Annotated in this window: 30 protein-coding genes; 14 read left to right on the top strand and 16 right to left on the bottom strand. The window is 70.4% G+C overall.

Annotated features, from left to right (window positions below):
* Window positions 1-227: 227 nt before the first annotated feature.
* From NWFMUON74_RS20800 to NWFMUON74_RS20775, 6 genes are all read right to left on the bottom strand, one after another.
* Window positions 228-707: a DnaJ family domain-containing protein gene (locus NWFMUON74_RS20800; RefSeq protein WP_187683514.1), complete on the bottom strand. Its 480-nt coding sequence runs from the start codon at window positions 705-707 to the stop codon at window positions 228-230.
* Window positions 708-709: 2 nt separating this feature from the next.
* The gene (locus NWFMUON74_RS20795; RefSeq protein ID WP_187683513.1) at window positions 710-1663 is read right to left on the bottom strand and encodes a M56 family metallopeptidase; all 954 of its coding nucleotides are present in this window, start codon (window positions 1661-1663) and stop codon (window positions 710-712) included.
* Between the two features lie 60 nt (window positions 1664-1723).
* A complete protein-coding gene (locus tag NWFMUON74_RS20790) occupies window positions 1724-2140 on the bottom strand; it encodes a BlaI/MecI/CopY family transcriptional regulator (RefSeq protein WP_187683512.1) in 417 nt (138 codons plus the stop codon).
* A 77-nt stretch (window positions 2141-2217) separates the two neighbouring features.
* Window positions 2218-3060, bottom strand: coding sequence for an ABC transporter ATP-binding protein (locus NWFMUON74_RS20785; RefSeq protein ID WP_187683511.1), 843 nt, complete (start codon window positions 3058-3060; stop codon window positions 2218-2220).
* Complete coding sequence (locus NWFMUON74_RS20780) at window positions 3057-4142, bottom strand: FecCD family ABC transporter permease (RefSeq protein WP_187683510.1); 1086 nt, start codon at window positions 4140-4142, stop codon at window positions 3057-3059. Before NWFMUON74_RS20780 ends, NWFMUON74_RS20785 begins: the two co-directional genes overlap by 4 nt.
* Before the next feature lie 94 nt (window positions 4143-4236).
* The gene (locus NWFMUON74_RS20775) at window positions 4237-5274 is read right to left on the bottom strand and encodes a FecCD family ABC transporter permease (protein ID WP_187683509.1); all 1038 of its coding nucleotides are present in this window, start codon (window positions 5272-5274) and stop codon (window positions 4237-4239) included.
* A gap of 96 nt (window positions 5275-5370) precedes the next feature.
* Between NWFMUON74_RS20775 and NWFMUON74_RS20770 the strand changes: the two genes are divergently transcribed.
* The 6 genes from NWFMUON74_RS20770 (at window position 5371) to NWFMUON74_RS20745 (ending at window position 9961) form a co-directional block, all read left to right on the top strand.
* The gene (locus tag NWFMUON74_RS20770) at window positions 5371-6078 is read left to right on the top strand and encodes a hypothetical protein (protein ID WP_187683508.1); all 708 of its coding nucleotides are present in this window, start codon (window positions 5371-5373) and stop codon (window positions 6076-6078) included.
* A gap of 225 nt (window positions 6079-6303) precedes the next feature.
* On the top strand, window positions 6304-6708 hold the full coding sequence (locus tag NWFMUON74_RS20765) for a PaaI family thioesterase (protein WP_187689306.1): 405 nt from the start codon (window positions 6304-6306) through the stop codon (window positions 6706-6708).
* A 127-nt stretch (window positions 6709-6835) separates the two neighbouring features.
* A complete protein-coding gene (locus tag NWFMUON74_RS20760; RefSeq protein ID WP_187683507.1) occupies window positions 6836-7138 on the top strand; it encodes an urease subunit gamma in 303 nt (100 codons plus the stop codon).
* 40 nt (window positions 7139-7178) lie between these two features.
* Window positions 7179-7547: an urease subunit beta gene (locus tag NWFMUON74_RS20755; protein WP_187689305.1), complete on the top strand. Its 369-nt coding sequence runs from the start codon at window positions 7179-7181 to the stop codon at window positions 7545-7547.
* Entirely contained in the window at window positions 7544-9265 is a 1722-nt protein-coding gene (locus NWFMUON74_RS20750) for an urease subunit alpha (RefSeq protein WP_187683506.1), read from the top strand. Before NWFMUON74_RS20755 ends, NWFMUON74_RS20750 begins: the two co-directional genes overlap by 4 nt.
* 33 nt (window positions 9266-9298) lie before the next feature.
* Entirely contained in the window at window positions 9299-9961 is a 663-nt protein-coding gene (locus NWFMUON74_RS20745; protein WP_187683505.1) for an O-methyltransferase, read from the top strand.
* A 25-nt stretch (window positions 9962-9986) separates the two neighbouring features.
* On the opposite strand, the gene NWFMUON74_RS20740 is transcribed toward NWFMUON74_RS20745, so the two are convergent.
* Both NWFMUON74_RS20740 and NWFMUON74_RS20735 read right to left on the bottom strand, forming a co-directional pair.
* A complete protein-coding gene (locus NWFMUON74_RS20740) occupies window positions 9987-10757 on the bottom strand; it encodes a VOC family protein (RefSeq protein WP_187683504.1) in 771 nt (256 codons plus the stop codon).
* Between the two features lie 122 nt (window positions 10758-10879).
* Window positions 10880-11539 (bottom strand): TetR/AcrR family transcriptional regulator, encoded by a 660-nt coding sequence (locus tag NWFMUON74_RS20735; RefSeq protein WP_187683503.1) that lies wholly within the window; start codon window positions 11537-11539, stop codon window positions 10880-10882.
* A gap of 88 nt (window positions 11540-11627) precedes the next feature.
* Here NWFMUON74_RS20735 and NWFMUON74_RS20730 point away from each other — a divergent pair, with 88 nt between their 5' ends.
* Window positions 11628-13142, top strand: a complete 1515-nt coding sequence (locus NWFMUON74_RS20730) for an MFS transporter (RefSeq protein ID WP_187683502.1) — start codon at window positions 11628-11630, stop codon at window positions 13140-13142.
* Window positions 13139-14002 (top strand): SDR family NAD(P)-dependent oxidoreductase, encoded by an 864-nt coding sequence (locus tag NWFMUON74_RS20725; RefSeq protein WP_232110483.1) that lies wholly within the window; start codon window positions 13139-13141, stop codon window positions 14000-14002. The genes NWFMUON74_RS20730 and NWFMUON74_RS20725 overlap by 4 nt, the downstream gene beginning before the upstream one ends.
* 7 nt (window positions 14003-14009) lie before the next feature.
* On the opposite strand, the gene NWFMUON74_RS20720 is transcribed toward NWFMUON74_RS20725, so the two are convergent.
* Together NWFMUON74_RS20720 and NWFMUON74_RS20715 are read right to left on the bottom strand one after the other, a co-directional pair.
* The gene (locus NWFMUON74_RS20720) at window positions 14010-14987 is read right to left on the bottom strand and encodes a zinc-binding dehydrogenase (protein ID WP_187683501.1); all 978 of its coding nucleotides are present in this window, start codon (window positions 14985-14987) and stop codon (window positions 14010-14012) included.
* 33 nt (window positions 14988-15020) lie between these two features.
* Window positions 15021-15974 (bottom strand): alpha/beta fold hydrolase, encoded by a 954-nt coding sequence (locus NWFMUON74_RS20715; protein ID WP_187683500.1) that lies wholly within the window; start codon window positions 15972-15974, stop codon window positions 15021-15023.
* A 3-nt stretch (window positions 15975-15977) separates the two neighbouring features.
* On the opposite strand from NWFMUON74_RS20715, the gene NWFMUON74_RS20710 reads away from it, so the two are divergent.
* Window positions 15978-16661, top strand: coding sequence for a TetR/AcrR family transcriptional regulator (locus tag NWFMUON74_RS20710; RefSeq protein ID WP_232110482.1), 684 nt, complete (start codon window positions 15978-15980; stop codon window positions 16659-16661).
* Between the two features lie 80 nt (window positions 16662-16741).
* On the opposite strand, the gene NWFMUON74_RS20705 is transcribed toward NWFMUON74_RS20710, so the two are convergent.
* The gene (locus NWFMUON74_RS20705; RefSeq protein ID WP_187683499.1) at window positions 16742-17155 is read right to left on the bottom strand and encodes an RNHCP domain-containing protein; all 414 of its coding nucleotides are present in this window, start codon (window positions 17153-17155) and stop codon (window positions 16742-16744) included.
* A 10-nt stretch (window positions 17156-17165) separates the two neighbouring features.
* Complete coding sequence (locus NWFMUON74_RS20700) at window positions 17166-17546, bottom strand: RNHCP domain-containing protein (protein ID WP_187683498.1); 381 nt, start codon at window positions 17544-17546, stop codon at window positions 17166-17168.
* Window positions 17547-17891: 345 nt separating this feature from the next.
* Between NWFMUON74_RS20700 and NWFMUON74_RS20695 the strand changes: the two genes are divergently transcribed.
* The 5 genes from NWFMUON74_RS20695 to NWFMUON74_RS20675 all read left to right on the top strand — a co-directional run bounded on the left by NWFMUON74_RS20695 (window position 17892) and on the right by NWFMUON74_RS20675 (window position 21576).
* A complete protein-coding gene (locus NWFMUON74_RS20695; protein WP_187683497.1) occupies window positions 17892-18524 on the top strand; it encodes an urease accessory protein UreF in 633 nt (210 codons plus the stop codon).
* Between the two features lie 78 nt (window positions 18525-18602).
* Entirely contained in the window at window positions 18603-19322 is a 720-nt protein-coding gene (gene ureG / locus NWFMUON74_RS20690; protein ID WP_187683496.1) for an urease accessory protein UreG, read from the top strand.
* Window positions 19312-19989 carry an urease accessory protein UreD gene (locus tag NWFMUON74_RS20685; protein WP_187683495.1) on the top strand — a complete coding sequence of 226 codons (678 nt, stop codon included), beginning with the start codon at window positions 19312-19314 and terminating at the stop codon, window positions 19987-19989. Before ureG ends, NWFMUON74_RS20685 begins: the two co-directional genes overlap by 11 nt.
* Before the next feature lie 412 nt (window positions 19990-20401).
* Window positions 20402-20890, top strand: coding sequence for a hypothetical protein (locus tag NWFMUON74_RS20680; protein WP_187683494.1), 489 nt, complete (start codon window positions 20402-20404; stop codon window positions 20888-20890).
* A gap of 158 nt (window positions 20891-21048) precedes the next feature.
* Window positions 21049-21576 carry an LppU/SCO3897 family protein gene (locus NWFMUON74_RS20675; protein WP_187683493.1) on the top strand — a complete coding sequence of 176 codons (528 nt, stop codon included), beginning with the start codon at window positions 21049-21051 and terminating at the stop codon, window positions 21574-21576.
* Window positions 21577-21652: 76 nt separating this feature from the next.
* On the opposite strand, the gene NWFMUON74_RS20670 is transcribed toward NWFMUON74_RS20675, so the two are convergent.
* The 4 genes from NWFMUON74_RS20670 to NWFMUON74_RS20655 form a co-directional block, all read right to left on the bottom strand.
* Window positions 21653-21970, bottom strand: a complete 318-nt coding sequence (locus NWFMUON74_RS20670) for a hypothetical protein (protein WP_187683492.1) — start codon at window positions 21968-21970, stop codon at window positions 21653-21655.
* 271 nt (window positions 21971-22241) lie between these two features.
* On the bottom strand, window positions 22242-22937 hold the full coding sequence (locus NWFMUON74_RS20665) for a hypothetical protein (protein WP_232110481.1): 696 nt from the start codon (window positions 22935-22937) through the stop codon (window positions 22242-22244).
* A 197-nt stretch (window positions 22938-23134) separates the two neighbouring features.
* Entirely contained in the window at window positions 23135-24553 is a 1419-nt protein-coding gene (locus NWFMUON74_RS20660; protein ID WP_187683490.1) for an NAD(P)/FAD-dependent oxidoreductase, read from the bottom strand.
* 63 nt (window positions 24554-24616) lie between these two features.
* Window positions 24617-25306, bottom strand: a complete 690-nt coding sequence (locus NWFMUON74_RS20655) for a TetR/AcrR family transcriptional regulator (RefSeq protein ID WP_187683489.1) — start codon at window positions 25304-25306, stop codon at window positions 24617-24619.
* Window positions 25307-25348: the final 42 nt, after the last annotated feature.

The raw sequence follows: 25348 nt of genomic DNA, 5'->3' as shown, positions 1-25348 counted from the left end.
AGGAGTGCCCGCAGTGTGCGGGAAAGCCGGTCCCGGCGGTCCGGGCCTGGTCACGGCCCAGTATCGGAGGAGCGGCGGATACGCTTGCGCGTTGCCGGGACGTAGCGGCCGGGCATGCGGGCGTGAGCCGCCCGGGTCGTGATGCATGCGGTGGCAGTGTGCGGGAGAGTGACGACCGGGTGGTGACGCTGTGTCGCTCGCGGGCCCGGGGCGAGGCGTGCGTCCGCTCAGCGGCGGCGGAACCACCGGCGACGGGGTCGCGCAGGCGTGGGTTCGGCGGGTTCGGGCGAGGTGGCGGCCGTCGGCGTGCGGTCGGTGCGCCACTGCTCGACCACCTCGTCGATGTCGACGGGTGCGACGGTCACGTGCGGGCCGGTGGGCAGGCGCTGCCAGTCGACGATGCGGGCGTTGAGTTCGGCGGCCAGTTCGCGGACGTCGCGTTCGAATCGCAAGTGGCGCAGTCGTTCCGGGAGCCGCTCGAGGTCACGCCGCAGCAGCAGGGAGGGCGGTAGCACGCCCTCGCCCGTGACTCCCTCGCGGCGCAGGTAGTCCCGTAGCCAGGAATCCTCGCCCACCGGCTGCCCGGCCCCCGGAATCGGCTTGCCCGCCCCGGGCAGATTCTCGAACTCGCCGCGCTCGGTGGCCTCGCGAATCTGCTTGTCCACCCACGATTCGTGGGTCATTCCCGCGGGTTTGCGCTCGGTCACGATCACCCTCCACTGAACAATCGGCTCAGCTCGACCAGCCACGGAATCGCCACGGCCAGCGTCGGTACCACCAGGATGGCCGCGGCCACCAGGTAGGCCGCCACCGCGATCCGGATATCGCCGAGCGGCCCGGCCAGCCGCTGGATCCGGATCAGCGTGGTGGGGCCGCCGACGGCCATCGCCCCTTGCGGCGCAGTCGAATTCGAGCAGGCCACCAGCGCCCGCGCCAGCGGTGTCGGCCCGGTGACCTTGACCGCGGAATCGTCGGCGAGCAGTTCGATGAGCAACTTCACCGAATCCAGTGCCGACTTGCTGCGCACGACGCGCGGGAACGCCTCGTGCGCGGCGGTGAACGCCTCGAGCACCAGATCGTGCCTGGCGCGCAGGTGCGAACGCTCGTGACTGACGATCGCCTTCAGCTCGGCGTCGGACAGGTTGGTGAAGGTGCCCTGGCTGAGCACCACGCGGCGGCGCAGTCCCGGCAGGCAGTAGGCGATCGGCTCGGTGGCCGCGAGCACCCGGATGTCGGCGGCGCCGCGCTCGCTGTGCCGGTATTCGCGCCCCTGGTCGAGCAGGTCGACCAGCATGCGGTGCCGGGCGCGGCGGCGGCGCGTGTGCACCCCGACGCGGATCGCCGCGTAGATCAGGCGGGCGCCGACCAGCAGGGTCAGCGCGAAGACGACCACATACGCCAGCCACAGCGGCAGCCCGAGCGCGTCGATCTCGTCGGTGGGGGAGGTGGTGGGCCGTCCGTCCGGCCCGGGCACCAGCAGCAGGCTCGCGATGGCCAGCCCGGACCCGAAGGCACTGAGCACGGCGGCCAGCGCGACGGCCTGCCACAGCACGAGCGCCGCGCGCGGCGTCCGGTACGGCCATCGGGCTCGGCTGAGCAAGCTCGGCACCGGTCCCGCCAGAAGCAAGGCGAGACCGGCGAAGACCGGCGCGGTTGCGTTCATGCTCAGCTCACTGCGTTGTGGGGCCAGGGCCCGAGATCGCGGCGCTCCCGCGTGACCAACCTACTGCGGCGGGGCGACTCCCTTGTCGTCGGACGCGTTGCGCGCGGCCTCGGTTGCTTCGAGCTTAGCGAGTGCGTCCCGTAGAGCGGCAGCCTCATCCTTTCCGACCTGCTCGACGAAGTGCACCAGCGCGGCGCGGCGGCTGCCGACCTCGTCGGCCTGCTGCAGCGCGTCGACCATCAGGCTCGCGACCAATTCGTCGCGCGTATGCACCGGGGCGTAGCGATGGGCGCGGTCGTCGCGCTGCTGGACGACCAGATTCTTCTTCGCCAGTCGCTGCAGCACGGTCATCACCGTGGTGTACGCGAGTTCGCGGCGCGCCGCGAGGGCCTCGTGGACCTGCCGGACCGTCTGCGGTTCATCGGCCGACCACAACTGGTCCATGACCGCTTTCTCGAGTTCACCAAGACCTGCCATCCCACAAGTTTACGGAGGCAACGACACAAATGCGTACTACAGTTCGTCGTAACCGGTCGGTAACTGTGTGGGATTTTTCATAGGGGTGCGGGGTACCGGTCGGGACCACCCACGGCGCCGCGCACGTGCCGGGTTCCGATCGGCACGATCATCGGGCGTCCGGAGACCGGATCGTCGAGCACGCTGGCCTCGAGACCGAACACCTCGCGCAGCAGGGCGGCGTCGACGATGTCGGCGGGCGCGCCCTGCGCGACGATGCGGCCGTCCCGCATCACGATCAGCCGATCGCTGTAGCGGATGGCGAGGTTCAGGTCGTGCAGCACCATCACCACCGTGCGGCCGAGGTCGGCGTGCAGGCGGTCGACCAGGTCCAGCACCTCGAGCGAATGGGCCAGGTCCAGGTAGGTGGTCGGCTCGTCCAGCAGCAGGATGTCGGTGCCCTGCGCGAGCGCCATCGAGATCCAGGCGCGCTGGCGCTGGCCGCCGGACAATTCGTCGAGGGTGCGGTCGGCGAGGTCGGCGATGCCGGTCTGCGCCAGCGCGGTCGCCACTTCGGTCTCGTCGTCGGCCGACCACTGCCGCAGCCACGACTGGTGCGGATGACGGCCGCGCGCAACGAGATCGGCGACGGTGAGGCCCTCCGGGGCGACCGGTGTCTGCGGGAGCATGCCCACGATCCGCGCCACGTCCCTGGTCTTCAGCGTGGCGATCGCCTTGCCGTCCAGCAGGACTCGGCCCGCGCGCGGGCGCAGCAGCCGGCCCAGCGCCCGCAGCAGCGTGGACTTGCCGCAGCCGTTCGGGCCGATCACGGTGGTGATCACGCCGGTCTCGATCTCGAGGGACAGACCGTCGACGATGACGCGGCCGCCGTATCCGAGGGTGATGTCGTCGGCGGTGAGGCGATGCGGGGTGGCCGTCATGAGATGGTCGCCTTCCGGTTCGTGCGCACGAGCAACAACAGCAGGAACGGTCCGCCGAGCGCGGCGGTGATGATGCCGACCGGTAGATCGACGGGAACCACGGTACGCGCGACGACATCCGCGCCGACCACGACGAGTGCCCCGACGAGGGCCGATCCGAGCACCGGCTCGCCCGGCAGCCGCAGCAGCCGCCGCGCGATCTGCGGCGCGGCCAGGCCGACGAACGCGACCGGCCCGACGGCGGCGGTGGCCAGTGACGCCGCGACGACCGCCGCGCCCAGCAGCAATCCCTGTTGCGCCTGCAGCCGAACACCCAGCGCCCGAGTGGTTTCGGTGCCGAAGCGCAGCGCGGCGAGCGTGCGCGCGGAGGCGGCGGTGACCACCAGCACCACGGTGAGCGCGATCGCGGCGGGGACGGCACGCGACCAGTCCGCGCCGTTGAGCGAACCGGTGAGCCACAGCTGGGCGCGGGTGGCGTCGGTGAGCGTGGCCCGGGTCATCAGCCAGCTCACCCCGGACAGCAGCAGGGCGTTGACGCCGATTCCGATGAGCACCAACCGCATTCCCGTCGCACCGGCCGCGCCGTCGCGCGAGCGTCCCCACGCCAGCACGTAGATCGCCGCGGCAGTGAGCAGTCCGCCGGCCAGCGCCGCCAGGGGGACGCCGACGGTAGCCGCGACGCCCGTCGCCGTTCCGGTGCCCGCGACCGCGGCGACGGCGGCGAAACTCGCGCCCGCGGTGATGCCGAGCAGGTCCGGGCTGGCGAGCGGGTTGTGCAGGATCGACTGGGTGATCGCCCCGGCCAGCCCGAGCGCCGCGCCCGCGACGACGGCGGTCACCGCGCGCGGCAGCCGCGATTCGAAGATGACGAAACGCTGCGCCCGCGTCCCCCCGCCGGCGAGCACATCCAGCACCCGCCCCAGCGGAATCCCGAACTCGCCCACCGAGATATCGAGCGCGAACAGCACGAGCGTCGCCGCTACGAGCCCGGCCACGGTGAGCAGCACCGACAGCCGCAGCACGGCGGAGAACGGGCCGATGCGCACGGCGGGCCGGGCCCGCGACAGTGTCGGAAGGCTCACGCCGCCACCACCTTTCGTGCCGTCGCCCGTGCCCGCACCGGCACGCGGGTGCGGTGCGGCGACCGACCGGTCGAGGCGTGCGCCCGAGGGAATGTCACAGTCCCACCGCCTTTCGCCGTCGCACGAACCAGATGAAGCAGGGCGCGCCGATCGCCGCGAGGACGATGCCGGTCTGCATCTCGCCGGGACGCGCGACGACGCGGCCCGCGATATCGGCCAGTAGCAGAAGCAACGCGCCCAGCAGGCCCGAATAGGGCAGGAGCCAGCGGTGATCCGGCCCGGTGAGCATCCGGGCCAGATGCGGGACGACCAGTCCGAGAAACGAGATGGGCCCGACCGCGGCGGTGGCCGCGCCGGTGAGCAGCACGACCGCCGCGAGGCCCAGCGCCCGGTTGCGTCCGACGTTCACACCCAGGCCGCGGGCCACGTCCTCGCCCAGGCCCAGCGCGTTGAGGCCGGGCGCGGCCACCAGCGCCAGCACCGTCCCGAGCAGCAGGAACGGCAGGACCTGCCGCAACACGTCGGTGTCGTGTCCGGCGACGGTCCCGACCACCCAGAATCGGTAGGTGTCCAGCGCCGTCGGGTCCAGTAGCACAACGGCATTCGTCAACGCCTGCAGTAGGGCGGTCGCGGCGGCGCCCGCGAGCACCAGGCTCAGCGGGCTCGCGGCGCCCCCGCCCACCGCGGACACTCCGAACACCACCAGCCCCGCGATCAGCGCGCCCGCGAAGGCGAACCAGATGTACTGGTCCGGGCGGGTGAGGGCGAACAGATGAATCGACAGCGCCGCCAGGAACGCCGCCCCGGCGTTGAGTCCGAGCAGCCCGGCGTCGGCGAGCGGATTGCGTGTGTAACCCTGGATGAGCGCACCGGCGATCCCGAGGGCCAGTCCGGTGAGCAGCGCCAAACCGGTTCGGGGCAACCGCAGTTCGCGCACGATCTGGTCGGCGGGGGTGCTCGCCGGGCAGGTCAGCGGCCAGCCGTCCGGGCAGCTGAGCGCGTGGTAGACCGCGTCCAGCGACAGCGAGCGAGCGCCCACGGCGATGCCCGCGGCGGTGACGACCAGCAGTAATACCGCCAGGACCAGCAAACCCGCGACGCGGTGCCGTTGAAGGGTGACTCGGGCGGGCACGGCGACGAATAACTCCTGACGTGATTCGATTCATTGCTCGGTAAGTCTGGTAAGCCTAACCTATCTTTCGATTCGGCCAACCGACGAGGAGGTTCGATGTCCGAACCGATGAGTGCCCACCCGGCCCGCCGATCCGACGAGGCGTTCGGATACGCGTGTGCCCGGCTGCGCGCCTTACAGCCGGAACATCCGCGGGTGTACGCCGTCGCGGCGATGGCCGATCAGGGTCGGCGGCGCTGGTGGCGCCTGGCCGACGGGGCGCGCGAAGGGCGTGTCGAATTGATGTACCGGCGTCACGCCGCGGAGATGATCAGTGCCGACATTGCCGCGGAAGTCGTTGCGACCGCGCTGATTCACGCGGTCGTCGGCCGGGTGGTCGCCCTGTTCGTGGCCGAGGGGCGGGCATGGGATCCGGGGCTCGAGAATCTGTGGGTGCATACCGACAACGACGGCGGCATCGACTGGGCGGGCCTGTCGGACACCACGATTCGAGTAATCGACGGTGATCGGCTGGCGGGCGGTCCGGGCGTGGTGACGCTGCCGTGCGAGCGGGCGATGTCGGTGTGGCTGGCGCATCGCTGCGAGGCGGTCCTGATGCTGGTGCAGCACAGCATGTTCCGGTGCGCTGGCTTGAGCGCGCGGCGGTTCTGGGCGCTGGTCGGTGAGACCGTCGTGGGTGCTGCCACCTACGTGCCGGACCTGGCGCGGACCTCCTCCGCGCTGGGCGCCGAGCGCGGACAGGCGTTGCTGGCGGCGATGGAGGAACGCGGCATGCCGGTGCGTCGCGCTTGCTTAGTTAGGTAAGCCTGCCCTACACTCGAACTCGGCGTCCGGATCGCCGAGAGTCCCGAGGGCTGCGGTCGACTCCCGATCCTGTGCCGCGGCGGGCTTCACGTACTGCGTGGGGCCCGCCGCTCTCTTATCTCGCGGTGCGCTTCCCCGAACCCGGGAACCGGGCGGTACGCGCCCTGTGTAAGTGTTTTCGGTATGACCCAGCGCGACCAGCCCGACGTCCGCTCCCTGGCGGACATGACCCCGGAGCTCATGACCCGTTACAGCGAGGGCACTTTCACCGACCTGATCGGCCTGAAGTACACCGCGCTCGGCCCGGACCGAGTGGCGGCGGAGTGGGTGGTGTCGCCGCAGCAGCATCAGCCCGCCGGCATCGTGAACGGCGGCGTGTACTGCACGGTGATCGAGACCCTGGCCAGCGTGGGCGGCGGGGCCTGGTTCGGCGAGCGCGGCACGGTCGTCGGCGTCAACAACAACACCGACTTCCTGCGGGCGGTCCGCGAGGGCACGCTGCGTGGCGAGGCCACCCCCGTGCATCGCGGGCGGTTGCAGCAGCTGTGGCAGGTCGTGATCACCGACGAGGACGACCGGGTGGTCGCCCGCGGGCAGGTGCGCCTGCAGAACCTGGCCGCCGCGCAGTGAATCGCGCCGCGCGCGGACCGTGCCGGGGCCCCGGCCAGCAGGTCGCGCGGCGCGGCCGGTGCGCTCGTGCCAGAATGACCCGCACCCGGTATGCCGGAAACCGGTCGGACTCGCTGAGGGAGCACGCATGCGATTGTCGCCGCACGAGCAGGAACGGCTGATGCTCAGCTACGCGGCCGAACTCGCGCGCCGCCGCCGCGAGCGCGGGCTGCGGCTCAACCACCCCGAGGCGGTCGCGATCATCACCGACCACGTGCTCGAGGGCGCCCGCGACGGCCGCACCGTGGCCGAGCTGATGGCCTCCGGCCGCACGGTGCTCGGCCGCGACGACGTCATGGACGGCGTGGCGGAGATGATCCACGATGTGCAGGTGGAGGCGACGTTCCCGGACGGGACCAAGCTGGTCACCGTGCACCACCCGATCGGCTGAGGTGCTCATGGCGGACCGGAATTCCGAGAACGCGGCAGGCGTGGTGCCGGGCGAGATCTTCTACGCCGAGGGTGTCATCGAGATCAACGCGGGGGCCGAGCGCGTCGAACTCGACGTCGTGAACACCGGTGATCGGCCGGTCCAGGTCGGCAGCCACGTCCACTTCCCGCAGGCCAACGCCGCGCTGGAGTTCGACCGGGAGGCCGCGCACGGCCGCCGCCTCGACATTCCCGCCGGGACCGCCGTGCGCTTCGAACCCGGTCTCGGACAGCGCGTCTCGCTGGTTCCGCTCGGCGGGACGCGCGAGGTCTACGGCATCACCCGCGACGCGCCCGGCCCCCTCGACGTGCCGCCGCCCCCGGGCTGGTCGCCCGCCACCGAACGCGGAATCGTGGACGGAGCGCTGTGAACGACCTGACTCGTGCCCGCTACGCAGAACTGTTCGGCCCGACCACCGGCGACCGAATTCGCCTGGCCGACACCGATCTACTGATCGAGATCACCGAAGACCGCAGCGGCGGGCCCGGTTTCGCGGGCGACGAGGCCGTCTTCGGTGGCGGCAAGGTGCTGCGCGAATCCATGGGCCAGGCTCGCGCCACCCGCGCCGAGGGTACCCCAGACACGGTGATCACCGGCGCGGTGATCGTGGACCACTGGGGAATCATCAAGGCGGACATCGGTATTCGGGACGGCCGCATCTGCGCCATCGGCAAGGCGGGCAACCCCGACATCATGGACGGTGTGCACCCCGATCTGGTGGTGGGGCCGTCGACGGAGATCATCGCGGGCAACGGGCGCATCGTCACCGCCGGCGCCATCGACTGCCACGTGCACTTCATCTGCCCGCAGCTGCTGGACGAGGCGCTGGGCAGCGGCGTCACCACCATGATCGGCGGCGGCACCGGCCCCGCCGAGGGCAGCAAGGCCACGACCGTCACGCCGGGGTCCTGGCATCTGGGCCGGATGCTGGAGGCCACCGACGGCTGGCCGGTGAACATCCTGCTGCTGGGCAAGGGCAATACCGTCCGGCACGAAGCGCTGTGGGAGCAATTGCGCGGCGGCGCGGGCGGATTCAAGCTGCACGAGGACTGGGGCACCACCCCGGCCGCCATCGACGCCGCGCTGACCGTCGCCGACGCGGCGGGCGTGCAGGTGGCACTGCACTCGGACACGCTGAACGAGGCCGGTTTCGTCGAGGACACCCTGGCGGCGATCGCGGGCCGGGCCATCCACTCGTATCACACCGAGGGCGCGGGCGGCGGGCACGCGCCCGACATCATCACCGTCGCGGCGCATCCGAACGTGATGCCCAGCTCCACCAACCCGACCCGGCCGCACACCGTCAACACCCTCGACGAGCATCTGGACATGCTCATGGTGTGCCACCACCTGAACCCCGCGATTCCCGAGGACCTGGCCTTCGCCGAGAGCCGGATCCGGCCGTCCACCATCGCCGCCGAGGATCTCCTGCACGACCTGGGCGCCATCTCGATGATCGGCAGCGACTCCCAGGCCATGGGCCGCATCGGCGAGGTGGTGATGCGGACCTGGCAGACCGCGCACATGATGAAACGCCGCCGCGGCGCGCTGCCCGGCGACGGCGCGGCCGACAATCTGCGCGTGCGGCGCTACGTCGCGAAATACACCATCTGCCCGGCCGTGACGCACGGACTCGACCATGAGATCGGCTCGGTCGAGGTGGGCAAGCTGGCGGATCTGGTGCTGTGGGAACCGGCGTTCTTCGGGGTGCGGCCGCACGCGGTGCTGAAGGGCGGCGCGATCGCGTGGGCGGCGATGGGTGACGCGAACGCCTCGATCCCGACCCCGCAGCCGGTGCTGCCGCGGCCCATGTTCGGCGCGTCGCCCGCCGTCGCGGCAGGGACATCGCTGCACTTCGTGTCGCCGCAGGCGATCGAGGCGGGCCTGGCCGAGCGGCTGCGCGTGCACCGGAGACTGGCACCCGTCGCCGATGTCCGCAAACGCGGCAAGGCAGACCTCCCGCACAACGACGCCATGCCCCGCATCGAAGTGGACCCGGACACCTTCACCGTGCGCGTCGACGGCGAGGTGTGGGCGGAGGATCCGGCCACCGAACTCCCGATGGCACAGCGGTACTTCCTGTTCTGAGCCGCGCCCGTGCGCGGTGGCAGACTGGCCGGTATGACGAATGCCGCATGGGGTGAGGTCGACCGCTATCTCGTGGACACGCTGATCGGCGGTGAGGACGCCGATGTGCTGCAGCGGAACTCGGCGGCCGGGCTGCCCGCCATCGACGTGTCGCCGGCGCAGGGCAAGTTCCTGTATCTGACCGCCGTCTCGATCCGGGCGCGGCGGGTGCTGGAGATCGGGACGCTGGGCGGTTACAGCACGCTGTGGCTGGCCCGGGCGGTCGGTCCCGAGGGCCGGGTGGTGACACTGGAGTTCGAGCCGCGGCACGCCGAGGTAGCGCGGCGCAATCTCGACGGCAAGGGCGTCGGCGACCGGGTCGACATCCGGGTGGGTGCGGCGCTGGAGAGCCTGCCGGTGCTCGCCGACGAGCAGCCCGAGCCGTTCGACCTGGTCTTCATCGATGCCGACAAGGTCAACAATTCGAACTACGTGCGGTGGGCGCTGCGCCTGACCCGGCCGGGTTCGGTCGTCATCGTCGACAACGTGGTCCGCCACGGCGCCATCGCCGACCCCGAGGTCACCGATGCCGCCGCGCACGCCGGCCGCGAGGTGCTCGAGCTGCTCGCCGCCGAGCCGCGGGTGGACGCGACGGCGCTGCAGACCGTGGGCGGCAAGGGCTGGGACGGCTTCGCCTACGCCGTCGTCACCGGGTGAGTGATCATTCCGGTGGAGACGGACGTCAGCCGAACGACATGAGCGCCACGGCCGCTCCGGCCGGGTCGGCGATGACGGCGATGCGGGACGGGCCGGGCATGTCGGCCGGTTCGCTGATGACCTTGCCGCCGAGGTCGGTGGTGCGGGCGACGGTGGCGTCGCAGTCCGGGACGCGCACGGTCAGCGCCCAGAACGGGGCGGGCTCGCCGGGCTGCGCGGCGGCGGCGCCACCGAACTCACCCTCGCCCGAAGCCGTGGTCAGGGCCTGATAGGGCTTGTCGGTCGAGGTCTCCCAGGCGGCGTTGCGGTAGGTCCAGCCCAGTGTCGCCGCGTAGTGGGCCATCGCGTCGGCCGGGGCGCCCGTGGCCGTGTACTGCACCCAGCACGGATTGTTCGGCTGCGACCAGCGCTGGGTGCCGGGGTGGCCGGTGAGGTGGGAGACGCCGTAGGCCGCGCCGTCCGGATCGGCGAGGACAGCGAACTCCAATTGCCCTGGAATCTCGGCGAATTCGCAGAACGCCGACCCGCCCGCGGCCTTCGCGGCGGCCACGGTCGCCCGGACGTCCGGAACGGCGAAGTACGGCAGCCAGCTCGCCTCGTCGCCGGGCGTCTCGGCCGCGGCGATGCCCGCCACTCGCGCGTCGTCCTGGTGCAGCACGGTGTAGTGCCGCGTCTGCGGGCCGGTGTCCACGGCGGTCCAGCCGAACAGCCCGGTGTAGAAGTCGGCCGCGGCGGCGACATCGGAAGTGGTGATTTCGAACCAGCAGGGCGCACCCTGAGTGAAACCGGACGGCATGATCATCTCCTCGTGAGCCGGGTGCCGCCGATCCGTGCGCCGACAGCACCGTTTCCTCGTGAGACGATGCCCGGCAGAAGAATTCATCGCTCGGGTGGAAACAGGCCGCCCGCGGCGCTCCGTTATCGGCGCGTGGCGAATCCGTCGCACAGGGCGTCCAGGCCCGAGTGCAGCAGGCGTTCGGGGTCCAGGAGGTCGCCGCTGCCGGTGCCCTCGAGCGGCGCGAGCGCCGGTGGCGAGGGCCAGTGCGGTGTCCCGCGCAGCAAGGCCGTCAGGCCCGATACCTCCTCCTGCTCGGAGCCGCGCTTGGCCAGCATGGCGGCGCTGACCTGCTGCAGGGCGATGCCGGCGATGTAGCTCCACACCGACAGCGCCATCCGGGTCGCCTCGCGGCGGTCGTCGGTCAGCTCGGCGAGACCCTCCACCAGCCAGGCCAGACACGCCAGGCTGTGCGGGCCGAAGTTGTAGCGCGGCACCGCGAAGGTGAACAACACCCACGGATGTTGTTGGTACAGCTGCCAATCGATGTCGGCGGCGATGCGCACGCGGTCGCGCCACGTCCAGTCCGGTCGCGGGGGTGGATAGGGGTTGCGCCGGGCCACCTCGTCGGTCATACCCGCCAGCAGCGTGTCCTTGTTCGGCACGTGCCGGTACAGCGACATCGCGCCCACGCCCATGCGCTCGGCGATGCGCCGCATGGACAGCGCGTCCAGCCCGGCCTCGTCGGCGAGCGCCAGGGCCGCGTCCACGATGGCGGCGCGGGTGAGCTTCGGCTCCGTCACGGATAACTCGCTTTCGTTTTACAGGCCGGGTGCGTACGCTGTACCCAGCTTTCACGCGTACGTCGTACGCACGATCGAAGGATAGGTGATGGTCGGCATCGACACCGGTATGACCACGACTCCGCGGCGCGCCTGGCTGGGACTCGCGGTGTTGACCCTGCCCGTGCTGCTCGTGTCGATGGACATGTCGGTGCTGTTCCTGGCGATGCCCACGCTCACCGCGCAGCTGGATCCCACCGCGACCGAGCAGCTCTGGATTCTCGACATCTACGGCTTCCTGATCGCCGGACTGCTCATCACCATGGGCAATCTGGGCGACCGCATCGGCCGCCGCAACATCCTGCTCGCCGGTGCGACCGTCTTCGGCGCCGCCTCGGTGCTGGCGGCCTTCGCGCCCAGCGCTGGGGTGCTGATCGCGGCGCGGGCGCTGATGGGTATCGGCGGGGCGACGCTGCTGCCGTCGAGTCTGGCGCTGATCTCCACGCTGTTCCCCGATCCGCGCGCGCGTGGCACCGCGATCGGCGTGTGGACGGCGTTCTTCGCCGGCGGGTCGGCGGTCGGCCCGGTCATCGGCGGGCTGCTGCTGCACAACTTCTGGTGGGGTGCGGTCTTCCTGATCAACACGCCGGTATTGCTGGTGCTACTGGTCGCCGGGCCGTTCGTGCTGCCCGAACACCGCTCCGCCGGGCGGGGGCCGCTGGATCTGCTGAGCGTGCTGATGTCGATCGGCGGCATCCTGCCCGCGGTGTACGCCGTGAAGCGGGCCGCCGCGGACGGTATCGACGCCGAGGTGCTGGCGGCCGGTGTCTTCGGTGCGGTGGTGCTGGTGCTGTTCGTGCGGCGGCAGCGGCAGCTGGCCGAGCCGCTGCTGGATCTGAGCCTGTTCCGGCGCGGATTGTTCTCCGTCGCCATCGGTTCCAGCACGATCGGGATGTTGTCGCTGGCCGGGATGAGCTATCTGACCAGTGTGTATCTCCAGTCGGTGGCCGGGCGGGACGCGCTGGGCGCCGCGCTGCTGGGGATTCCGGCGGCGGTGGTGGTATTCGTGATGGCGATGGGCGGAGCGCGGGTCGCGCGGGTGCTGGGCACCCGCACCTCGTTCGTGCTGGCGTTGACCGCCGCCGCGGTCGGCAACCTGATGCTGCTGGGCATCGGCGTGGACGGCGGAATCGGTTGGTACGTGGCCGGTTCCACGGTGGCGGGCCTCGGGTACGGCATCGTGTTCACCCTGGTGTCCGAGGTGTCGGTGGCCTCGGTGCCGCCCGAGCGCGCGGGCTCCGCGGTCGGCATCTCCGAGACGAGTTTCGAACTCGGCAACGCGCTGGGGCTGGCGCTGCTGGGATCGCTTGCGGCCCTGATCTTCCGGTCCGGCGGCGAGTTCGCCGAGACGCTGGGCGAGACGATCGTGCGCGCCGGGAACGACGGGGCGGTGGTGCGTTCCGCGCGGGAGTCCTTCGTCGACGGCATGCACGTCGCGACGACGACCGGCGCGGCGCTGCTGCTGGTCATGGCGGTCGTCGCGGCGCTGGCGGCGCGAAGCCGGAAGTCCGGCGGCCGGGTCGCTGCCCCAAGATCAACGGGGGAGAATACAGTCGGGGTGTGATCGAGAGCACGTCCAACGGCCGACCGCTGGCCGAGCGGGTGGCGACGCGGCTGTTGTATCCGACCTCGCGCCCCCGGGAAAAGGCACTGCGGGAAGCGGTTTCGGGCAAGGTGGTGCTGGTGACCGGCGCCTCGCACGGAATCGGCAAGGTGACGGTGCACAAGCTCGCCGCGGCCGGGGCCGTGGTGCTGCTGGTGGCGCGTTCGCTGGAGGACCTCGAGCAGGTGGCCGCCGACATCACCGCGGCCGACGGCATCGCCCACGTGTATCGCGCGGACCTGACCGATATGGCGGCCACCGATCGGCTGGGCCGCGAGATCCTCGCCGCGCACGGCCACGTCGATATCGTGATCAACAACGCGGGCAAGTCGATCCGGCGCGCGCTCGACCAGTCCTACGACCGCTTCCACGACTACACCCGCACCATCGACGTGAACTATCTCGGCCCGGTGCGGCTGCTGCTCACGCTGCTGCCCGACATGCGCGAGCGCAAGCAGGGGCACATCGTGAACATCTCCACGTGGGGCCTGCGTATGCCGCCCGCGCCGCGGTGGTCGGCGTACGCGGCGTCGAAGGCGGCCTTCGACACCTGGCTGCGCACCGTCGCCACCGAGATCGCCGTCGACGACATCACCACCACCTCGGTGTACATGCCGCTCGTGCACACCCGGATGAGCGCGCCGACCAACTTCGGGAACATGCCCGGACTCACGGCGGACGAGGCGGCCGGGCTGGTCTGCCACGCCGTGGTCGCCCGGCCGGTGGAGATCTCGCCGTGGTGGTCCGGGCCGGTGCAGGCGTGGAGCGACCTGACCCGGGGGCCCGCGCAGCGGTTCATGGCGCGCGGTTTCCGGCGCTGACCGCTGATCAGGGGATCAGGACCACCTTGCCGACGGTTTCACGGCTTTCCAGTGCGCGGTGTGCCGCGGCGGCCTCGGCGAGCGGGAAGCGCTGGATCGCCGGGCGCAGCTGTCCCGCCGCCGCTGCCTCGAGTGCCGCGGTCTCCAGGTTTCGGATGCCGCCCGCGCGTTCGGTCATCTTCGGGCCGAGCACGTTCTCGTCGATGAGGGCGCGCTCGGCGAGGTAGTTCTCGTCCAGATGCACCGGGCCGCCGCCGCTCCATCCGTAGACCAGCCGGGTTCCGCCCTTGCCGAGCAGATCTATTGCGGTGCGGGCGGTTTCGCCACCGACGCCGTCGAACAGCAGGGCCGCGGGTCGTTCGCCGAAGCGCCGCCGGATGGTGTCGGCCCAGCCCGGCTGCCGGTAGTCCAGGGCCAGGTCGGCGCCGTTGGCGGTGACCACGTCGGTCTTGGCGGCGCCACCGGCCAGCCCGATCACCGTGAGACCACTGTTCTTCAGATGCTGTACCAGGAGCGTGCCGATGCCACCCGCCGCCGCCGTGACGATCGCGAGGTCGCCGGGCCGGAGCGTGGCGAACTGCACGATGCCGAAAGTGGTTCGGCCCGTGCCGATCATGGCCACCGCCGCGGCGGGGTCGAGCGTGTCCGGGATCGCGTGCAGCTGCCCGGTTCCCGTGACGGCCAGCTCGGCGTAACCGCCGGGCACCGGACCGAGATGGGCGACAACCGCGGTGCCCAGCCACTTCTCGTCCACACCCGGGCCCACCCGGTCGACGGTCCCCGCCACCTCGCGGCCGGGCACGGTGGGCAACTCGGGCAGCGGGAACGGGCCGGGTTCACCGCTGCGAATCGAGGTGTCGACGAAATGTACCCCGGCGGCGGCCACCGCGATCCGCACCTGCCCCGGCCCGGGCATCGGATCATCGACGGTCTCGTAACGCAGGTTCTCGGCGGCCCCGAAGGCGTGAAGCTGAATCGCATGCATGCCCCCACCCTGCAACCTCCACATAAGTTGAGGTCAAGAACCATCCCCGCCACCGAATCGGATCCCACTGGTCGTGCGGGGGAGTATCCGGGGGTCGAACGATTCCGGGTCTGTCTCGGATCGTGGTTGAGTTGTACGCCCGCTGAGGTGTTCGAGGATGCGGCTGCGGACGGGTTCGACGTCGGCCAGGAGGCCGTGTCCGGCGTCGGGGAGAATTATCGTGTGGGCCCCGGCGCGCTGCGCGACCTGTGCGGCGGCCTGTGAATCGTGTATCTGGCTTGCTCCGGCCAGTGCGACGAGGGTGGGGACCGGCAGGTGTGTCAGCTCGTCCGGTAGGTGGGGGTGAACGATCGGGGAGGCCGGGAAGTGGGCGGCTCCGTGGGCGAGCAGGTCGAGGTAGGCCTCTACATGTGCCGGCCCGGTGCCGGGTGCGTCCGGTGCGAGCATCGCGCGGGCATCGTCGAAAGTCGGGTGCGGGTCGCGGTTGCGGCCCATCTCCTCGAACTCGGGGCTGAGCCCGGCGAAGACCAGGGGCGGGTCGAGCAGGACCAGCCGCCGCACTCGCTCGGGATGGGCGAGGGTGAACCGGAACGCGAGGTGACCGCCCAGCGACTGGCCGCACAGGTCGGCCGCGGGTAGCCCGAGCAGATCGAAGGTTTCCGCGAGCCAGTCCACGAGATCGTCCATGCTGCTCACCGCGGCGCCGGTGTGTCGGCTGCGGCCCGGCTCGCCGACGATGTCCACGGCCCGCACGTGATGCTCCTCGGCGAGCGAGCCGACTACCGGGTACCACATTGCGGATGTGCCACCGTATCCGTGGAGCAGGACCAGCGACCGTGCTGTGGTCGGGCCCGCGGAGGTGACTCGTGTGGTTCCGTACCGGCCCGGCAGATCTACCGTCTCGGTCGGTACCGGCCAATATGCCATCACCGCGTCGTAGGCCGCGAAATATGTTGCCTCGAGCTCGGGGTCGGCGAATGTGGTCATCGCGTGCTCACCTCTTTCCAAGTCATCTGTATTATGTCAGATGTATGGAAACAGATGGAAGGGAATCGCGTGCCGAAACAGGTCGACCATCGAGAACGCCGCGAGACCATCGCGCGCGCACTGTGGCGGGTAGTGGAACAGCAAGGCTGGACCCGGGCGACGATGCGCGAGGTCGCCGGCGCGGCGGGTGTCTCCCTCGGGCAGGTTCAGCACTATTTCGCCTCTCGGACAGCGATGCTGGAATTCGCGATGGAGTTCGCTTCCGAGCAGACCTCGCAGCGCATCGCTCGTGGCCTCGATCGACTCGGCTCGCCCCCGCACCCCCGAGACGCATTGCGTGTGACTCTCCTGGAGATGCTTCCCCTGCACGCGGATGCCCGCGCTACCAGCCGTATGAGTGCCGCCTACACTCTCGAAGCGCTGCACGACCCGGAGTTGCACGAACGGGCCCGCCGCGGGCTCCGGAACGGCAGAGCATTGACCGAACGCCTGATCAGGCAAGCGATCACCGAGGGCCATATCCCGCCGGACCGCGATCCGGTCGTCGAGACCGATCTTCTGCTCGCGCTGACCGGGTTCACTCCGCTTCTCGACCTCGGCGTCATCGATCCCGACGCCGCGTCGACCGCTATCGATTACTACCTCGACAGACTCTTCGACGGCACATCGCAACGTCCCAGCCAGTAAGGGGGACTGCCAACGGGAGCCTGCCGACCGATGGATGGATCGGGTTCCGGCCCCACCACACGCGGTGGTGGGGCCGGCGGTCACAGCGCGTCCAGTGCCCGACGGCCGATACGTGGATCGGCCAAGGGACGCAGTGCGATTCGCAGCAGCGCGAGCGCATTGTCGTCTCCCGCGATGCGATTCAGTTTCAATGTCCCGCACCGCAGGCACTGGTGGACCAATGCCCATTCGCCATCGTGACGCACCGTCGAACTGACCGCGAGCATGCGGCCGCGGCACGGGTTGGCACGGTCACCAGGGATTCGTCCGTCGACATGGCGGCTGGTCAGACACTGTGGGCAGTGATTGCGGTGCGACGTGCCCGGTGCGGCGATCGGTACATCCGATCGACAGCCGATACACCGGAAACTCGCACCGGATTCCCCACCGGGGCCATGCAATACGGTCTTGCCGCGTTGCGGGCGCACGGAGACGGCCCTGTTCCTTCGAGGCATCGCGATACGCCTAGAGGTCGCCGAAGACTTCGAGCGGGAACGGGGGCTCCGCCAGCGGGCGTACCGCGAGTCGCATGAGAATCAGCTGGTTGTCGTCCTCGCTGATCGCATGCAGCGCCAACTCACAGCAGCGCGCGCATCGATGCACGATGGCCCATTCGCCGCCGCGGCGCACCGCGATCGACAGCGGAGCCATGCGTCCGCGGCACTCGGATACGCCGCCCTCGACGTGGTCGAGGGTGTGACACGAGTGCAGGCAACTCGGGCAGTGATTGCGCCGACTGTTGCCGGGCGCGAGCACGGAAACGGTGAGCCCGCAGCGGATGCAGGTGAAAGTGCCTGTCTTCGCGGCCGGACTGGGTTCATTCTGAGCGGAAATATGGTGGGACAACCCGGATCACTCCTTGGCGGAAAGCTGATGTGCACACAGCAGGAGTAGGCCGAGCGCGCCTCGATGACGCGAGAAGTGGGTTTCAGTGCGTGTGGCCGGCGGAGAGGCGGGCCGAGTACGCACACTGAGGCGCCCTCGGCGCAGGCTGGGGCATAAATCAGTCCTTCCACCCGTCGAATCGGATGCGCGTCGTCCGCACCGAGGCACCGTAGCAACGGTCGACCGCTCGCTGCCATCGAATTGTTCGGACGAACGCTGTGGCGCCGAGGAAGTCCCTCTCGGGCGGAGGCGTGCTGCGGTCCGGTGGGGTGCATAGGATCGACGGGTGCGGACGGGAGTGTGGTGATGGGTCTGGCTCTGTTGCTGACGCTGGCCGACTCACGGCTGCCGATCGGCGGGCATGTGCATTCCGGTGGTGTGGAGGAGGCCGTGGCGTCGGGCCTGGTGCGGGATGTGGCGACGGTCGAGCAGTATCTGCGGCGGCGGATCCGGACCTCGGGGCTGGTGGCGGCGTCGCTGGCGGCGGCGGTGTGCGCGGGGGAGCTGGCGGTGGCGCGGGCGGAGGCCGAGGCGGACGCGCGGACCCCGGCCCCGGCGGCCCGGACGGCCTCCCGGGCGCAGGGCCGGGGGCTGCTGCGGCTGGCCCGGCAGGTGTGGCCGGGGCACGACTGGACGGGGCTCGATGCGCGACCGCATCTGTCGACGGTGTTCGGTGTCGTGGGCGCGGCCGCGGGGGCGACACCGGAGGAGATCGCGGGCGTCGTCGTCTACACCACGATGACCGGTGCGGCGACGGCCGCCCAACGCCTGCTGGCGCTCGACCCCGCCGCGGTGGCCGCCTGCACGATCCGCCTGACCCCCGAGTGCGACCGCGTCGCGGCCCAGGCGGTGAAAGAGCTTGCCGCCCTGTCCGATCCGTTGCAGGACGTGCTGGCCGAGCGGCACGTGGGCCGCCCGATGCCCCTCTTCGCCTCCTGATCCGGCGCGACGGCACGACCGCTCGGGTAACACGGGGTTTACACGGGTCGGCCAGGATGTGGGGGAAAGGAGTTGAGCATGCCCCCACACTTGATCGACGGTGAGCCGCACGACCACGGCCACGATCGACCGCGGCGCGAGCGCACACCGGGCGAACCGCTGCGGATCGGGATCGGCGGGCCGGTCGGGTCCGGTAAGACCGCGCTGGTCGCGGCGCTGTGCCGAATGCTGCGCGAAGAACTGTCGCTGGCGGTGCTGACCAACGACATCTACACCACCGAGGACGCCGACTTCCTGCGCCGCCACGCGGTGCTGCCCGACGAGCGCATCACGGCGGTGCAGACCGGCGGCTGCCCGCACACCGCCATCCGCGACGACATCACCGCCAACCTCGATGCCATCGACGACCTGATCGAGGCGAATCCGCCGCTGGATCTCATCCTGGTCGAGTCCGGCGGCGACAACCTGACCGCCACCTTCTCCTCCGGGCTGATCGACGCGCAGATCTTCGTGGTCGACGTGGCCGGTGGTGACAAGGTACCCCGCAAGGGCGGCCCGGGCGTCACCTACTCGGACCTGCTGGTGATCAACAAGACCGACCTCGCGCCGATGGTCGGCGCGGATCTCGGTGTGATGGAACGGGATTCGTCGGCCGTACGCGAGGGCCGCCCGTTCGTCTTCACCTCGCTGACCGAGGACCCGGCCGCCACACCGGTGCTGGCCTGGGTGCGTGAGCAGTTGCGCGCAGCGGCCGAACACGACGCCGCGGCCGGGGCGGGCCCCGCGTTTGCGCACTGAGCTGACGATCCGCGCCCGGCCGGGTGCGCTGCCGCAGATCCGGGCCACCGGCGGCCTGGCCGCGCGGCGCACCGGGCCGGGCGTGGTGCATCTGATCGGCGCCGCCGCCACACCGCTCGGCGGAGACGAACTCGACATCGCCGTCGTGGTGGAGCCCGGTGCGCGGCTGGCGCTGCGCTCGGTGGCCGCCACCATCGCGCTGCCCGGGCGGAAGACCCGGAAATCGTTGGCGCGCTGGCACTTCGAGGTAGGGGAGGGCGGCGAACTCGATTTCGACCCCGAGCCCACGGTGGTGGCGGGCGGGGCCGAACACGAGTCGGTGACGACGGTGGCGCTCGGCCCGGATGCCCGGCTCAGGCTGCGTGAGCGCGTGCAGATCGGCCGCGCGGGCGAGGATTCCGGCCACTGGAACGGCACCCTCACCGCCGACCTCGCCACGCTCCCCTTGCTACGCCACGGCCTGGAGCTGGGCACCGCCGCACCCACCGACGATTCGCTCTCCGCCCCCCGAGCCCTCGCCAGCATCCTCACCTACCCCGACGAATCTCCCACCCGCACAGCGGGTCTGGACGCCGCCCTGCTCCCCCTGGCCCCGGGCGGCTCCCTCTACACCTGGACCGGGCGCCTGCTCGCCGACGAACCGAACGAGGCCGAGATCCGGGCCTAGTCGCATACGCCCGCAGCCGAGCACGTGCCCGCGTCGCGACGCTTCGCACCGTGGCTGCCCGAATACGCCCGCGTCCGGCAGGTGACGGCACAGTAGGATGAGCGCGGGGGTGCTCGATCCCGCGGTCTCGGTTGGGTTTTCGGAGGGGTTGTGTTTCGGTATCGACGGATCGTCGGGTCCATCGCCGCGCTGTTTCTCGTTGTCGGTCCAGGCACGGGATGTGAGCCCGATTCCGTCGCGCCGGTGCCGGCGATCGGGGACGTGACGACGCTGGATCCCTGCGGATTCATCGCACCGGACGCCTTCGCCGATCTGAAGACCGTCGACGCGGCGATCACCATCGAACCGGGCAACTTCGCCAGGTGTGACCTCAACCTGCGTCTCGTGGGCAGGGAAGGGGGTCCGTATCGCCATGTACAGCGGGACGTACACGCACATCGCCTATCCGGGCGACTCGCTGCACGGATATGACCTGTGCGGCTCGATATCCTTGTCGGCGGTCGAGGCCACTGTGAATTTGACCGGTCTCGCCGACGAATCCACGCCTGCCGAACAGGATTGTCAGTGGCGCGCGAATGACGGTTCGGCCATGCCTCCCGGAGCGATGGTGTCGGTCATGCTCGACGACCCGAAAATCTTCCTGGGCACACGCTCCACCATCAACGGATTTCCCGCGCGGGTCTGGGATATCAGCCCGGCGAGCGGGTCCGGCCGGTGCGTCATCACCACGACAACAAAGCGCTGGAACCCCTGGCCCGGCCGACATCGTTCGAATGCGGGTGAATTCGCCGAACTGCTGTATACCCAAGTCCTGCTCCCGGCCCAGTCCGAACCTGGGCAGGCGTGCCAGGCCGCGACGTCGGTCGCGACTCAGGCACTGTCCCATCGGTTTCCGAACTGACCAGCGCTGGTGACTTCACCGATGCGGTGTGCCGGTGCCTGTACTACTGTCACCCTGTGCTGCGTCTCTCTGCCCGGGGTTGCCGTTGGGGGCCTATCGCTTTCGGCGCGTTGGGCCTGGTGATCTGCGCGGGCGGATGCTCCACGTCGACGACGGGTGTGGCTGTTCCGACGACGTCCACTGTGGCGGCGCCGACCAGCAGCGCACCCGCGAACATCGCCGAGAAGGGCGATTGCATGCGGGAGACGGCGACCGCGTTCGTCGAGGTGCCGTGTGGCAGTGCGACCGCTACGCACGTCGTGCTCGAACGACTGCCCGGAGCCGACGCGGACTGCCGGCCCGTGCCCGGGGTGTACAACGCGTATCAGGACTACACCGGAAACGGCGTGACCAAGGTCTGTCTCGGTGTCGCGGGCCGCGATCCCGCGAACGGAATCAACACAGCGCGTCCCGGCGACTGCGTCCGGGTGGGTGAGGGGATAAAGGGGGAGCGTGTGCCTTGCTCGTCCCCCGGTGCCCTGCGGGTCCTCGCGCGTTTCGACACCGCGCCCGTTGCCCAGCAGACCTGCGCCGGTATTCCCGGCACCACCAAGATCTCCGGATGGCGGCTGAAATTGGTCGGGCTGAGTATCAATCCGCCCGGCCAGGGCAATTTCGATGCGGTGTTCTGCCTGACACCGCCCTGAGGGGTCGGCGCCTTCGGGTTCCCCGCCTCGGCAAGAGCATGACGGCGCGTCGAGATCGGCGCGACGAGTGCGCGAGTCAGCGCTCGATGGTGTCTCGGGGAGCCATGCGGTTGGTGCGTTTGGGGCGGCCGTTCTCGTCGGCGGCGGAGTCGGGGCCGACGGCTCGGGCAGCGCCTGAAGGCGCGGCGCCTTGCCGGGGAGTCGGTGTGGTGGACGGTATTTCGCGCGCGGGTGGGGCGTGCGGCGGAGCGGGTCTCGCCGCGTCCGGCCTGATGCTCGGTTCGGCCCTGCCGGACCGGCGACCGGTTCCGGCGATACGGAGGGTCAGCAGGGCCAGGGCGGCCAGCAGGAAGATGAGGGCGGCCAGTGCGATGGCCCAAGTCGATCCGTGCATCCGTAGTCCCCTTCCGGAGGCGGGCACCGCATCGGCACCGTGGGCAATTGTGCCCGACGGGTGGGGCTTTCTGCTGGAAGTTGATCCGGGAGGAGCGGGTGCGGCGGCGTGGCGAACGGGTTCGGCAGAGCGGATCGCGGCGATCGATCGGGTGATGAAAGCCGTTCGCGGGCAACATCTTTCGTGCGGACGTGGCACGTCGAGCAGTCGGGAACGGGGCGGGAGGCGGACATCGTCGGCCGATTCCCGCCCCGTGGGCGTGTCGGGGCGCTCAGTCGCCGACGACGCGCGGGGGTGCGTTGTAGGCGTTGACCGCGCCGACGACCGCGCCCGCGGCCGCGCCGATCGCGGCGGCCGGGACGGTGATGACGCTCGCGCCGAACGCGGCGCCCAGCGCGGGACCCGCCACCATGCCGACCGGCATGAACGGCAGGCCCACCACCAAGCCGACCACACCGCCGACCAGACCGGACGTGAGCGCGATCGGCGCGGCCGTCGCCGCGCCCGCGAGCGCGCCCACCGCGGCGGAGCCGACGGTCTGCCCCGCGATACGGTCGGAGCGGCTGCGCTCCATGCCGACCGAGTCCAGGAAGGTCGCCAGGTCCGCCTCGGTCCGGGCGGCGGTGTCGTTGATCTGGATGGCCTGCTCGCGGTCGATCCACGCCGGGGCGTCGACCTGGACGTCGCCGAACCGGAACTTGTCCGGCGGCGGCGCGATCGGCGGCACCGGCGCCACCGGTACGGGCGCGTGCAGCGCGCCCACCGGGGCCAGGTAGCTCTTGTCCGGCATGGCCCGCGCGTCCTGCAGCGAGCTGAGCGTGTTGTGCGGGATGTTCAGCCCCTCGTAGGGCTGCACGTTGGGCGCCTCGCTGGCCGGCCACTGCCGGGGTGCTTGGTCCTGCTGAGCCGCCTGGTTCGGTTCGGTCGGCGCGGCGTTGGCGGTCCCCGTACCGACGACCGCCAGCACTAGCGGGATCGCACCCGCCGCGACGGCGCTTCCTACCCGGTGGCGATGCGGACTGGGCGCTCTATGTTTGCCTGCGGCCATAGCGACCTTTCTTTCCGGGGACATCGACGTCCGACATTCGGACCCGCCGCCCGGGTGGATTGGTCGAAAAACCGACACGCCGAGGAGGGCCCCGGCGAGTCTCGCGAAAACCGGCCTCAGCTCACGGAACGATCCGACGGCAGCGCCGTGGCCCCCTTACCGCCCAGCCCCGCGCGCACCTCGCGCCCGTCCTCGTCGTTGCCGTTCATCGCCTCGAGCGCCAGCCGCGCGAACACCCACTGCTCGGTGGCGGCCATCTGCCCGCGGTTGCGCCCGATGAACGCCACGAACCACTGGAACACCGTGATCGCCCGGCTGCGATAGCCGATCAGATAGTAGAGGTGCAGCACCAGCCAGATGAGCCAGGCGAGGAACCCGCCGAACTCCAGCTTGCCGATCTGGCATACCGCGTTGTACCGCGACACGGTGGCCATGCTGCCCTTGTTGAAGTACTTGAACGGCTTGCGCTGCTCGGGCGTCTGCTTGCCGCCCAGTTCGGCCTTGATCTGCTTGGCGGCGTAGGTGGCGCCCTGAATGGCGCCCTGCGCCTGGCCGGGCACGTTCGGCACCGACATCAGATCGCCCACCACGAAGACGTTCGGGTAGCCCTTGATGGTCAGATCCGGCTCGACGATCACGCGTCCGGCGCGGTCCACCTCGGTGCCCTTCGACTGGTCTGCCAGCAGCTTGCCCAGCTCGCTGGCCGCCACACCCGCCGACCACACCTTGCAGGCGGCCTCGATGCGGCGCTCGCTGCCGTCCTTGTCCTTCACCGTGACTCCGCGCGCGTCTACACCGGTGACCATGGCGTTGAGCTGGATCTCCACGCCCATCTTCTCCAGCCGGCGCTGCGCCTTGCCGCCCAGCTTCGGGCCCATCGGCGCGAGCACCGCCCCGGCGCCCTCGAGCAGGATGACCCGGGCGTCGCGCGGATCGATGTTGCGGAAGGTGCCCTCGAGCGTGCGATCGGCGAGTTCGGCTATCTGCCCGGCCAATTCGACGCCGGTGGGGCCCGCGCCGACCACCACGAAGGTCATGAACCGGTCGCGCGCCTCCGGCGTCTTGGCCAGCTCCGCCTCCTCGAACGAGCCGAGGATGCGGGCGCGCAGTTCCAGCGCGTCGTCGATGGTCTTCATGCCGGGGGCGTAGGTGGCGAACTGGTCGTTACCGAAATACGACTGCTGGGCGCCGGTGGCCACGATCAGGCTGTCGAACGAGGTGACGGTGTCCTCGTTCAGCAGCTCCGAGGTGACGGTGCGGTTCACCAGATCGATGTCGTGCACCTCGCCCAGGATCACCTGCACGTTCTTGTACTTGCGCAACACCAGCCGGGTCGCGGGCGCGATCTCGCCGGTGGACAGGATGCCCGTGGCGACCTGGTACAGCAGCGGCTGGAACAGGTGAGTGGAGGTCTTGGAAATCAGCACGACGTCGACGTCGGCGTGCTTGAGATGTTTGCACGCGAACAAGCCGCCGAAGCCCGATCCGATCACCACCACGCGGTGGCGCCGGTTCGCGACAGTCTCGGTAGTCATCTCGCTCCTCGCCGGGCGTACGGTTTTGCGACAGCCTTACGGTAGTCGGCTACCCACGGGCAGTCACGATGAACTCCCGTTGTCGGCGAGTCCTCGCGCCGTGGCGAGTTCGTCGGCGGAAATCGGGCCGATCAGGCGTTCTCCGCCGATGCTCGCGACGGTCGGCCACAGGAACGCCGCGAGCCGGTCGATGAACTGCTCGCGCGAGAGGTCCGGGTCCTGTGCCCACGCCTCGGCCGACATCAGGATGGCGCCGACGGTCGCGGTGGCCCAGATCCGGGCCAGCGCGGGGTCGGCGTCGAGGCGGCGCAGGATGACGTCGAAAACCGCGGTGGCCCAATCGGATACGCGGGCGAAGAAGGGGCGGTGCTCGGTCTCGCCGCTGTCGAGCCGCTGCATCATCACGTGGTGCAGGTTCGGGTTGTCCTCGACGAAGTCGCACATCAGCCGCACCACCGCGCGCAGCAGCTCGCGGGCGGGCAGGGGCTGGGCGAGCACCGCGTCGGCGGCGGTGATGATGCCTTCCATGTGCCGCTGCGCGAGGGCGTCGATCAGCGCGGGCAGGTCCGGGAAGACCGCGTAGACGGCGGTGCGCGCGTAGCCCGCCTCGGCGGCGACCTGGGCGATCGTCATATGCGTTCCGGCGCGGGCGATCACCCGCTCGGCCGCGTCGAGGATCTCGGCGCGGCGCCGGATCGGATCGGGCGCCGGACCGGGCGGGCGGCCGCGCGGCCGCAGTGTGTCCCTTGTCACAGGCCACACTCTACCGGTAAAGTACGCGGTGTACTTAAACGG

Origin of the sequence: Nocardia wallacei (genome assembly GCF_014466955.1) — a bacterium.
Taxonomy (GTDB): Bacteria; Actinomycetota; Actinomycetes; order Mycobacteriales; family Mycobacteriaceae; genus Nocardia; species Nocardia wallacei.
This window is presented reverse-complemented; position numbering and strand designations above follow the sequence as displayed.

Excerpts from the sequence above, each read along its gene's own strand:
- NWFMUON74_RS20795 (WP_187683513.1), bottom strand. The coding sequence starts at position 1,663 with ATGAACGCAACCGCGCCGGTCTTCGCCGGTCTCGCCTTGCTTCTGGCG.
- NWFMUON74_RS20790 (WP_187683512.1), bottom strand. The coding sequence starts at position 2,140 with ATGGCAGGTCTTGGTGAACTCGAGAAAGCGGTCATGGACCAGTTGTGG.
- NWFMUON74_RS20785 (WP_187683511.1), bottom strand. The coding sequence starts at position 3,060 with ATGACGGCCACCCCGCATCGCCTCACCGCCGACGACATCACCCTCGGA.
- NWFMUON74_RS20770 (WP_187683508.1), top strand. The coding sequence starts at position 5,371 with ATGTCCGAACCGATGAGTGCCCACCCGGCCCGCCGATCCGACGAGGCG.
- NWFMUON74_RS20765 (WP_187689306.1), top strand. The coding sequence starts at position 6,304 with ATGACCCCGGAGCTCATGACCCGTTACAGCGAGGGCACTTTCACCGAC.
- NWFMUON74_RS20760 (WP_187683507.1), top strand. The coding sequence starts at position 6,836 with ATGCGATTGTCGCCGCACGAGCAGGAACGGCTGATGCTCAGCTACGCG.
- NWFMUON74_RS20745 (WP_187683505.1), top strand. The coding sequence starts at position 9,299 with ATGACGAATGCCGCATGGGGTGAGGTCGACCGCTATCTCGTGGACACG.
- NWFMUON74_RS20740 (WP_187683504.1), bottom strand. The coding sequence starts at position 10,757 with ATGCCGTCCGGTTTCACTCAGGGTGCGCCCTGCTGGTTCGAAATCACC.
- NWFMUON74_RS20730 (WP_187683502.1), top strand. The coding sequence starts at position 11,628 with ATGGTCGGCATCGACACCGGTATGACCACGACTCCGCGGCGCGCCTGG.
- NWFMUON74_RS20720 (WP_187683501.1), bottom strand. The coding sequence starts at position 14,987 with ATGCATGCGATTCAGCTTCACGCCTTCGGGGCCGCCGAGAACCTGCGT.
- NWFMUON74_RS20715 (WP_187683500.1), bottom strand. The coding sequence starts at position 15,974 with ATGACCACATTCGCCGACCCCGAGCTCGAGGCAACATATTTCGCGGCC.
- NWFMUON74_RS20705 (WP_187683499.1), bottom strand. The coding sequence starts at position 17,155 with ATGCCTCGAAGGAACAGGGCCGTCTCCGTGCGCCCGCAACGCGGCAAG.
- NWFMUON74_RS20695 (WP_187683497.1), top strand. The coding sequence starts at position 17,892 with ATGGGTCTGGCTCTGTTGCTGACGCTGGCCGACTCACGGCTGCCGATC.
- ureG (WP_187683496.1), top strand. The coding sequence starts at position 18,603 with ATGCCCCCACACTTGATCGACGGTGAGCCGCACGACCACGGCCACGAT.
- NWFMUON74_RS20680 (WP_187683494.1), top strand. The coding sequence starts at position 20,402 with ATGTACAGCGGGACGTACACGCACATCGCCTATCCGGGCGACTCGCTG.
- NWFMUON74_RS20670 (WP_187683492.1), bottom strand. The coding sequence starts at position 21,970 with ATGCACGGATCGACTTGGGCCATCGCACTGGCCGCCCTCATCTTCCTG.
- NWFMUON74_RS20660 (WP_187683490.1), bottom strand. The coding sequence starts at position 24,553 with ATGACTACCGAGACTGTCGCGAACCGGCGCCACCGCGTGGTGGTGATC.